Here is an 11,337-nt window from a genome sequence, read left to right as displayed (position 1 = left end):
TACCCGAGAACCGTGTCCCCCACGATGCGACCCGGATCACCCCAGAGATGCTCAGCCTGATCGAACTGGACCAGGCCCGCATCGACCGCATCGTCGCCGGCGTGCCGGGCGGCGCCGCCAACGTGCAGGAGATCTACCCGCTGGCACCGTTGCAGGCGGGCATCCTTTATCACCACCTGAGCGCCGAGCAGGGCGATCCGTACCTGCTGCAGTCGCGTCTGGCCTTTGACAGCCTCGAGCGCCTGCGTAGCTGGGCAGCGGCCTTGCAACAGGTCATCGACCGCCACGACATCCTGCGCACTTCGGTGGTCTGGGAAGGCCTGGCGGAGCCGGTGCAGGTGGTCTGGCGCCAGGCCAACCTGGCGCTCAGCGAAGTCACCGGCCTGGGTGAGGAGTCCGTGATCGAGCAGTTGCTGGCGCGTTTCGATGCCCGCCAGCAGCGTCTGGACCTGACCCGGGCACCCTTGCTGCGACTGGTCTATGCCGAGGATCCGCGCCAGGGCGAGTGGGTGGCGCTGTTGCAGTTCCACCACCTGACCCTCGACCACGCCGCCATGGCCGTGGTCGGCGAGGAGATGCAGGTGCTGCTGGACGGGCGTGGCGCCACGCTGCCTGCCGCGGTGCCGTATCGCAATTATGTCGCCCAGGTCTGCCTGGGCGACGATCAGGCCAGCCATGAGGCGTTCTTCCGCGCCCAGTTGGGGGATGTCGAAGAACCGACCCTGCCCTTTGGCCTGGCCGATGTGCAGGGCGATGGCGGGCGGGTCGAGCATGCCGCCCTGATGCTGCCTGACGCCCTGGCCCAAGGCCTGCGCGAGCAGGCCCGGCAGCGTGGCGTCAGCGCCGCGAGCCTGGTGCACCTGGCCTGGGCGCGGGTGGTGGGCGTGCTGGCAGGGCGTCGCGATGTGGTGTTCGGCACCGTATTGATGGGCCGCCTGCAAGCCGGCGAGGGCGCCGACCGCGCCCTGGGCATGTTCATCAACACCCTGCCATTGCGAGTGGACACCGCGCTGCCGGTGGAGCAGGCCGTGCGCGTCACTCATCAGCGCTTGTCGGCCCTGCTCGGTCACGAGCATGCGCCCTTGGCGCTGGCCCAGCGTTGCAGCGGCGTGGAGGCTTCGGCACCGTTGTTCAGTGCCTTGCTCAACTACCGGCACAGCGCCGAGGCGGCCCGGGACGGTGAAGGTATCTGGCAGGGTGTGCGCCTGCTGGGCGGCGAGGAGCGCAGCAACTACCCGTTGACCCTGAGCGTCGATGACCTGGGCGAGGGTTTCTCGCTGAGCGTGCTGGCCGCCGAGGGATTGCCTGCGGCGCAGGTCGGCACGTGGATGGTCAATACGCTAGGCCAACTGTTGCAGGCGCTGGAGCTGGCGCCGGGCCAGGGACTCGATCATCTGCCGATGCTGGATGACGAGGCTTTGCGCCAGGTGGTGGAGGGCTTCAACGCCACTGCCGTCAATTATCCGCAAGGGCACACCGTGCATGCGCTGGTCGAGGCCCAGGCGCCCGAGGCGCTGGCCGTGGTGCAGGGCGAGGTGAGCCTGAGCCATGGCGAGCTGAACCAGCGCGCCAATCGCCTGGCCCACTACCTGATCAAGCGTGGCGTGGCACTGGGCGACCGCGTGGCGCTGTGCCTGCCGCGCGGTCCGCAGCGGCTGGTGGCGATGCTGGCCGTGCTCAAGGCCGGCGCGGCCTATGTGCCGGTCGATCCGGGCTATCCGGCGGAGCGTATTGCCTATCTGCTCAGTGACAGTGCGCCGACGCTGGTGCTGGTCGAATCGAGCACTGAGTCGCTGGTGGGCGCGGTGGCCAAGGTGGCGCTGGATGGCGATGACTGGCTGGACCAGGCCGATGACAATCCGGTTGTCCAGGGCCTGGACGAGCATCAGCTGGCCTATGTGATCTACACCTCCGGTTCCACCGGCCAGCCCAAGGGGGTGATGGTCGAGCACCGCACCCTGGCCAACCTGGTCCACTGGCATTGCCAGGCCTTCGACCTGGGCGCCGGCAGCCACACCTCCAGCGTCGCCGGCTTCGGCTTCGACGCCATGGCCTGGGAGGCCTGGCCGGCGCTGTGCGCCGGGGCGGTGCTGCACCTGCCGCCGGCGCAGATTGGCGGCGAGCACGTGGACGAACTGCTCGACTGGTGGCTGCAGCAGCCGCTGCAGGTCAGCTTCCTGCCGACCCCGGTGGCCGAGCAGGCACTGCGCCGCGAACGCCAGCACCCGACCCTGCGCACCTTGCTGGTGGGCGGCGACCGCCTGCGCCAGTTCGACCGCGATCCGGGCTTCGTGCTGGTCAACAACTACGGCCCGACCGAGACCACGGTGGTCGCGACGTCCGGTCAACTTCAGCCGGGTGGCGCGCTGCATATCGGCAAGCCGACCGCCAATACCCGCGTCTATGTGCTGGATGCGCAGCGCCAGCCGGTGCCGGTCGGCGTGACCGGCGAGCTGTACATCGGTGGCGCGCAGGTCGCCCGTGGCTACTTCAACCGCCCCGACCTCACCGCCGAGCGTTTCCTCGACGACCCGTTCGCCGCTGGCCGGATGTACCGCAGCGGCGACCTGGTGCGCTGGAACGCCGACGGCACCCTGGAGTACCAGGGGCGCAACGACGACCAGGTGAAGATCCGCGGTGTGCGGGTCGAGCTGGGCGAGATCGAGGCCGCGCTCAAGGCCCAGCCGGGCATCGCCGATGCCGTGGTGCTGGTGCGCGACGAGCGCCTGCTGGCGTGGTTCACCGAAGCGGCAACGGTCGATATCGAGCGCCTGCGCGAGGGCTTGCAGGCCAGCCTGCCGGCGCATCTGCTGCCGCAGGCCTTGGTCCGCCTGGACGCACTGCCACTGACCAGCCACGGCAAGCTGGATCGCAAGGCGCTGCCGGATCCCGATCCCTCGGCCCTGGTTCGCCACGCCTATGTCGCGCCGACCGGTGCTTGCGAGGTGGCAATAGCCGCGATCTGGGCCGAAGTGCTGGGTATCGAGCAGGTCGGTCGCCACGACAACTTCTTCGAACTCGGCGGCCACTCGCTGCTGGCGGTGACGCTCACCGCGCGCCTGCGCCAGGCCGGCCTGCAGGCCGACGTACGCACCTTGTTCGGCCAGCCGACGGTGGCGGCGCTGGCGGCGACCCTGGGCCAGGGCCGTCAGCTCGAGGTCCCGGCCAACCGGATCCCGGCCGGCTGCACCCAGATCACCCCGGACATGCTGCCACTGGTGGAACTGGAACCGGCCGCCATCGAACGCATCGTCGCCACGGTGCCGGGCGGCGCGGTCAACGTGCAGGATATCTACCCGCTGGCGCCGTTGCAGGAGGGCATCCTCTACCACCACCTCAGTTCGCCGCAGCACGACCCCTATGTGCTGCAGTCGCCCATGGCCTTCGACAGCCTGGCGCGGCTCGAGGCCTTCGCCGCTGCGTTGCGCCAGGCCATCGCACGCCACGATGTGCTGCGTACCGCCGTGCTCTGGGAGGGCCTGGCGCAACCGCTGCAGGTGGTCTGGCGCGAGGCGCCGCTGCTGGTCGCACCGCTCGAAGGGCAGGACCTGCAACGCCTGGACCTGAGCCAGGCACCGCTGATTCGCCTGCTGTACAGCGCCGATGCCGGCAGCCAGCGGGTCGAGGCACTGCTGCAGTTTCACCATATCGTCCTCGACCACACCGCCCTGGAGATCATCGGCGCGGAACTGCTGGGCTACCTGCAAGGCACCACGGCACCGCTGCAGGCCCCGGTGCCTTACCGCAACTACGTGGCCCAGGCGCGCCTGGGCGTCAGCCAGGCCGAGCACGAAGCGTTCTTCCGCGAGCTGCTGGGCGATATCGACGAGCCGACGCTGCCCTACGGCCTGAGCGACGTGCAGGGCGATGGCCAGGCTATCGAGGAAGCCCAGCTGTGGCTGGACGAGACCTTGGCCGCGCGCCTGCGCCAGCAGGCCCGGCAACTGGGCAGCAGCCCCGCGAGCCTGTTCCACCTGGCCTTCGCCCGCCTGCTGGCCGCCACCAGCGGCCGCGACAGCGTGGTGTTCGGCACCGTGCTGCTGGGCCGGCTGGAGGCCGGCGAGGGCGCCGAGCGGGCGCTGGGCATGTTCATCAACACCCTGCCGCTGCGCCTGGACCTGCAGGGCGCGGCCCTGCCCGAGGCGGTGCGCCATACCCAGCAGCGCCTGAGCGCCTTGCTCGCCCACGAACATGCGTCGCTGGCCCTGGCCCAGCGTTGCAGCGGCGTACCGGCGCCGGCGCCGCTGTTCAGCGCCATGCTCAACTACCGCCACGGCCAGGAGGCCAGCGAGGCCCGGCGCCTTGACTGGCAGGGCATCGAGTTCCTCGACGGCCAGGAGCGCAGCAACTACCCGCTGAGCCTCAGCGTGGACGACATGGGCCAAGGGTTCCGCCTGGTGGCCATGACCCCGGCGACGGTTGGCGCCCAGCGGGTCTGCGGGCAGCTGCGGCAGGTACTGCTGGCGTTGGTCGAAGGCCTGGAGGCGCAAGCCGGGCAGACGGTGCTGCAACTGCCGGTGCTGCAGGACGAGGAACGCGCCTACCTGTTGCAGGGCTGCAACGCCACGGCGCGGGCCAATGATTCCGAGCAGCCGATCCAGGCGCTGTTCGAGCGGCAGGCCGCACGCGCCCCCGAAGCGATTGCCGTGCACGCTGAAGCGGGGCAACTGAGCTACCGTGAGCTCAACGCCCAGGCCAACCGCCTGGCTCACCACCTGATCGCGCTGGGTGTGAAACCCGACGACCGGGTGGCGATCTGCGTCGAGCGCGGCCTGCCGCTGCTGGTCGGCCTGCTGGCGATCCTCAAGGCCGGTGGCGCCTACGTGCCGCTCGACCCGGACTATCCGGCCGAGCGCCTCGGCCACATGCTCGCCGACAGCCAACCGCGGGCGTTGCTGGTGCAACAGGCCACCCGCGCCCTGGTGAGTTCGTCGGCGACATTGGTCGACCTCGATCAGCCGACGTGGGACGATCTGCCGGGCAGCAATCCGCAGGTGCCTGGCCTGACCTCGCAGCACCTGGCCTATGTGATCTACACCTCCGGCTCTACTGGCGTGCCCAAGGGGGTGATGGTCGAGCACCGCAACGTGGTCAACCTGGTGCACTGGAGCGCCGGGCTGTTCCCGAGCGAAGGCGCGGTGCTGCACAAGACCCCGGTGAGCTTCGACGCCTCGGTGTGGGAGCTGTTCTGGCCGCTGTGCAGCGGGTTGCGCCTGGTATTGGCACGCCCGGATGGTCAGCGCGATCCGCAGTACCTGGCCGAGCTGATTGAGCGGCAACAAGTCGGCGTCGTGCAGTTCGTACCGGCCTTGCTGCAGCAGTTCCTCGACGAGGACGCCAGCGCCGCCTGCGCCAGCCTCACCGACATCGTCTGCGGTGGTGGCGAGCTCACCGAAGCCCTGGCCCGCCAGGTACGCGAGCGCTTGCCGCAGGTGCGCCTGCACAACGTCTATGGCCCCACCGAGACCACGGTGGATTGCAGCGTCTGGACCCTGGAAGCGCGGGATCCGTTGCCGACGGGTGCATTGCCGATAGGCCGGCCGATCGACAACACCCGCTTGTATGTGCTGGATGCGCATGACCAACCGGTGCCGTTCGGCGTTGCCGGTCAGTTGCACATCGGCGGGGCCGGGGTGACGCGGGGCTACCTGGGCTTGCCGGAGCAACAGGCCGAGCGTTTCATCGCCAGCCCGTTCGTGGCAGGTGACCGCTTGTACCGCAGCGGCGACCTGGTGCGCCAGCGTCCCGACGGCGTACTGGAGTTCCTCGGCCGCACCGACCACCAGATCAAACTGCGCGGCCTGCGCATCGAACCGGGCGAGATCGAGGCCTGCCTGAACCGGATCGCGGGTGTGCGTGAGGCGCTGGTGCTGGTGCACGCGCATCCGCACAGCGGTGCGCGCCTGGTCGCCTATCACCGGGGTGAACCACAACAGGCCGACGCGCTGCGCCGGGCCTTGCTGGCACAGCTGCCGGAGTACATGGTGCCGGCGCTGTTCATCCATCTCGACAGCTGGCCACTGACCCCGAACGGCAAGCTGCAGCGCAAGGCACTGCCGCTGCCGGATCTGCAGGCGGGCGGCTACGAAGCGCCACAGGGCGAGACGGAAACCCTGCTGGCCGAAATCTGGGCGCAGTTGCTGGGTGTCGAGCGGGTAGGGCGTCACGACAACTTCTTCGAACTGGGCGGCCATTCGCTGCTGGCCGTGAGCCTGACCGCGCGGCTGCGCCAGGCCGGCCTGCAAGCCGATGTGCGCACGCTGTTCGGCCAGCCGACGGTGGCGGCGCTGGCAACCACCCTGGGGCACAGCCGCCAGGTGCCGGTTGCGGCCAACCTGATCCCGGCCGATTGCACCCGTATCACCCCGGACATGCTGCCGTTGGTGGCGCTGGAGCAGGCCGCCATCGACCGTATCATCGCCACGGTGCCGGGCGGCGCGGCCAACGTGCAGGACATCTACCCGCTGGCACCGTTGCAGGAAGGCATCCTCTACCTGCACCTGAGCAGCGCGGACGCGGATCCGTACGCCTTGCGCGCGCAATTGCGCTTCGACAGCCCGGCGCGCTTGCAGGCGTTCGCCCAGGCCCTGGAGCAGGTCATCGCCCGGCATGACATCCTGCGCACCGCGGTGCTCTGGGACGGCCTGGCGCAACCGGTGCAAGTGGTCTGGCGCCAGGCGCCGCTGCAACTGGCGCCGCTCGACGCGCAGCACCTGGCACGCCTGGACCTGGGCCAGGCGCCGCTGATCAGGCTGCTGCACCGCACCGTGCCGGGCAGCCAGCGGATCGAGGCGGTGCTGCAGTTCCACCATATCGTGCTCGACCACATCGCCATGCAGGCGGTGCAGGCCGAGCTGCGCGGCTATCTGTCGGGCCACGACGAGCCGCTGCCACCGTCGGTGCCGTACCGCAACTATGTGGTGCAGGCGCGCCAGGGCGTCAGCGAGGCCGAGCATGAAGCGTTCTTCCGCGCCCGCCTGGGCGATATCGACGAGCCGAGCCTGCCGTTCGGCCTGCGCGAGGTACAAGGCGAAGGGCTGGCGCTCGATGAGGCCGAGGTCGAGTTCGAGGGGGCCCGCTATGGCCGCCTGCGTGACCAGGCTCGCCAGCTGGGGGTGAGCACCGCGAGCCTGGTGCACCTGGCCTGGGCGCGCCTGCTGGGCAGTGCCTGCGGCAAGGACCAGGTGGTATTCGGTACCGTGCTGTTGGGCCGTCTGCAGGGCGGCGAGGGCAGCGAACGGGCGTTGGGCATGTTCATCAATACCTTGCCGCTGCGGGTCGACCTGGGTGAGCTCGGCGTGCGCGAAGGCGTGCTGGCCACGCACCGCGAGCTTTCGGCGCTGTTGCTCCACGAGCACGCCTCGCTGGCCCTGGCCCAGCGCTGCAGCCAGGTGGCGGCGCCGCTGCCGCTGTTCAGCGCCTTGCTCAACTACCGCCAGAGCAGCCGGGCCGCGCCGCAGGCGCAAGCCTGGGAAGGTATCGAGGCGCTGGGCAGCGAGGGGCGCACCAACTATCCGCTGAGCCTGAACGTGGATGATTTCGGCGACGGCCTGCGCCTGGGCGTGCAGGTGTCTGCCCAGGTTGGCGCGCAAAGAGTCTGCACGCAGATGCTGCAGGTGCTCGACGGTCTGCTGCTGGCGCTTGAACAGCACCCCGAGGAGCAACTGCAGCGCCTGCCCGTGCTGAGCGCCGATGAACGGCACCAGGTGCTGGGCGCTTTCAACGACACGACCCAGGCCTACGACCTCGACCAGACCCTGCACGGAATGATCGAGGCCCAGGTGCGGCGCACCCCTGATGCCGTGGCGGTAAAGGCAGGGGAGGGCGAGCTGAGCTATCGCCAGCTGGATGAACAGGCCAACCGCCTGGCCCATCACCTGATCGCCCTGGGCGTGAAGCCCGACGACCGGGTGGCGATCTGCGTCGAGCGGGGCCTGGCGATGGTGGTCGGCCTGCTGGCCACCCTCAAGGCCGGCGGCGCCTATGTGCCGGTGGACCCGGAGTACCCGGCCGAGCGCATCCGGCACATGCTCGGCGACAGTGCCCCGCTGGCGGTGCTGGTGCACGCCGCCACACGCCATGTGCCGGCGGCCGGCGCGGTGCCGGTGATCGACCTCGACCTGCCGACCTGGCTGGAGCAACCGGCACAGGCGCCACAGGTGGCCGGGTTGACCCCGCGCCACCTGGCCTACGTGATCTACACCTCCGGTTCCACCGGCCTGCCCAAGGGGGTGATGAACGAGCACGCCGCAGTGGTCAACCGCCTGCTGTGGATGCAGGACGCCTATCGCCTGGGCGCTGACGACGTGGTACTGCAGAAGACCCCATTCAGTTTCGACGTGTCGGTGTGGGAGTTCCTCTGGCCGCTGCAGACCGGGGCACGCCTGGTGATGGCGCGCCCTGGCGGGCACCGCGACCCCGAGTACCTGCGCGAGGTGATCCGCGCCGAGCAGGTCAGCACCTTGCACTTCGTGCCGTCGATGCTCGATGTGTTCCTCGCCCATGGCGATGTCCTGCCGCACCGCCTCAAGCGCGTGCTGTGCAGCGGCGAAGCCTTGCCCGGCAGCCTGGTGCGGCGCTTCCAGGCACAGCTGCCGACGGTCGAGCTGCACAACCTGTACGGCCCGACCGAAGCGGCGGTGGACGTCAGCGCCTGGCACTGTGTGACGGCGCCGGACAACACGCCGATCGGCAAGCCGATCGCCAATACCACGCTGTACGTGCTCGATGCCCACGGCCAGCCCGTGCCGCGGGGCGTGGCCGGCGAGCTGTATATCGGCGGCGTGCAGGTGGCGCGTGGCTACCTCAACCGCGAGCAACTGACTGCCGAGCGCTTCCTCGACGATCGGTTCGCCAGCCAGGCCGGTGGTCGCCTGTACCGCACGGGCGACCTGGCCCGGCATCTGCCCGACGGCAACCTGGAGTACCTCGGGCGCAACGACGACCAGGTGAAGCTGCGCGGCCTGCGCATCGAGCTGGGCGAGATCCAGGCCTGCCTGACCCGCGTCGACGGGGTCAAGGAAGCCGTGGTGCTGGCCCGCGACCAGCGCCTGCTGGCCTACTACACCGGCGCCCGGCAGGCGCCGGAGGCCTTGCGCGCGGCACTGCTCGGCCAATTGCCGGAGTTCATGGTGCCAGCCTCATTCACCTACCTCGAGGCGCTGCCGCTGAGCCCCAACGGCAAGCTGGACCGCAAGGCGCTGCCGCAGCCAGAGGCGACGCAGCAGGTCTACGAGGCGCCGCAAGGCGAGGTCGAGACCCTGTTGGCGCAACTCTGGCGTGAGTTGCTGGGTGTCGAACCGGTCGGTCGCCACGACAACTTCTTCGAGCTCGGCGGCCACTCGCTGCTGGCCGTTACCCTGACCGCGCGCATGCGCCAGGCGGGCCTCGCGGCGGATGTGCGGGTGCTGTTCGGCCAGCCGACCCTGGCGGCGCTGGCGGCGGCGGTGGGTGGCGAAGTGGTGGTGGAGGTGCCGGCCAACCGCATTCCGGCCGATTGTCAGCGCATCACTGTCGATATGCTGCCACTGGCGAAACTGGACCAGGCGGCGCTCGACCAGGTCGTGCGGCAGATCCCCGGCGGCGCGGCAAATGTCCAGGACCTCTATGCCCTGGCGCCGTTGCAGCAGGGCATTCTCTACCACCACCTGGCCAGCGCCGAGGTCGATCCCTATGTGCTGCAACTGGGCTTCGTCTTCGCCGGCCAGGCCGAGCTGGACGCCTTCGTTTCCGCGCTGAACCAGGTCATCGCCCGTCACGACATCCTGCGCACCAGCGTGCACTGGCAGGGGCTCGATGAGGCCGTGCAGGTGGTCTGGCGCCAAGCGCGCCTGGACATCCAGCCAGCACTGGACAGCGTGCGCCTGGACCTGGGGCGCGCACCCTTGATGCACCTGAGCAGCAGTGTGGAGCATGGTCGATTGCAGGCAACCCTGCTGCTGCACCATATCCTCCTCGACCATGCCGCCATGGAGCTGCTGGTGGCGGAGGTCGGCGATGTGCTGCTGGGCCGCGAGCCTCAGGGCGACAGCGTGCCGTACCGCAACTATGTGGCCCATGCGCGACTGCGCGATGACAATCAGGCGCAGGAGGCAATGTTCCGCGAGCTGCTGGGCGATATCGACGAACCGACCGAGGTGTTCGGCCTGCGTGACGCGCTGGGCGATGGCAGCCATGTGCTCGACCATCGCCAGTACCTGGACGACAGCCTGGCGCAACGCTTGCGCGGTCAGGCGCGGGCGCTGGGGATCAGTGTCGCCAGCCTGGTGCACCAGGCCTGGGGCCAGGTGCTGGCGCAGCTGTCCGGCCGTGAGGAGGTGGTGTTCGGCACCGTGCTGCTCGGCCGCCTGCAAGGTGGCGAGGGTGCCGAACGGGCGCTGGGCATGTTCATCAACACCCTGCCGTTGCGGGTCAGCGTGGGCGACATGGACGTGGTCGCAGGCGTGCGCCTGACCCACCAGCGCCTGGCGCGCCTGCTGGCCCATGAACAGGCCTCCCTGGCACTGGCCCAGCGCTGCAGCGGCGTACCGGCCTCGCAGGCACTGTTCACCAGCCTGCTGAACTACCGCCACAGCGCGGCTGGCGGCACGGAGCAGGCCCAGGCCTGGCAGGGGATCGAACTGCTGGCCGCCCATGAGCGCAGCAACTACCCGCTGGTGGTCAGCGTCGACGACCTGGGGGATGGGTTCGCCCTGACAGTGCAAGCGGTGTCGGCCGTGGACGGCGGCTTGGTCTGCCAGCTGTTGCAGGAGGCCCTGGCTCGCTTGGTCGAGGCATTGACGGATACCCCGGCAACGCCACTGAGCCGGCTGCATGGCTTGCCGGCAGCCGAGCGCGAGCGGGTGCTGCGCCAATTCAACGCCATCGGGCGCGACTACCCACGTGATCTGCCCGTGCATGTGTTGTTCGAGGCGCAGGCCAAGGCCAACCCGGATGCGCTGGCGGTGGCCCATGGCACAAGGCGCTGGAGTTACCAGGCCATCGACCGGCAGGCCAATCGGCTGGCCGGGTATCTGCTGGAACTGGGCGTGCGTGCCGGTGATCGCGTGGCCTTGTTGCTGCCACGCTCCTTCGACCTGCTGGCGGCCCAGCTGGCGGTGAGCAAGTGCGCGGCGGTGTTCGTGCCGCTGGACGGCAATGCCCCGGTCGAACGCCAGGCGTTCATGGTCGGCGACAGCGGGGCGGCGCTGCTGCTGACCCACAGCGATCAGCCCGAAGTGGCGGCGGTGCGCCGGGTCGAACTCGACCGGCTCGACCTGAGCACCTATGCGGCTGCGCCGCTGGGCCTGGCGGTGGACGCCGGCAGCGCGGCGTACATCATGTACACCTCCGGCTCCA

The 11,337-nt window shown here is 69.6% G+C and carries 1 protein-coding gene; it reads left to right on the top strand.

Features of this window, described 5'->3' with window-relative positions:
• Positions 1-11,337: amino acid adenylation domain-containing protein (locus tag AC3WL2_RS25640; RefSeq protein ID WP_492574596.1), on the top strand; the 11,337-nt coding region annotated here is incomplete at both ends.

The organism is Pseudomonas sp. FW305-96, from assembly GCF_058783825.1.
Note: the sequence above shows the minus strand (reverse complement) of the source record. Positions and strands in the feature narration are given on the sequence as shown.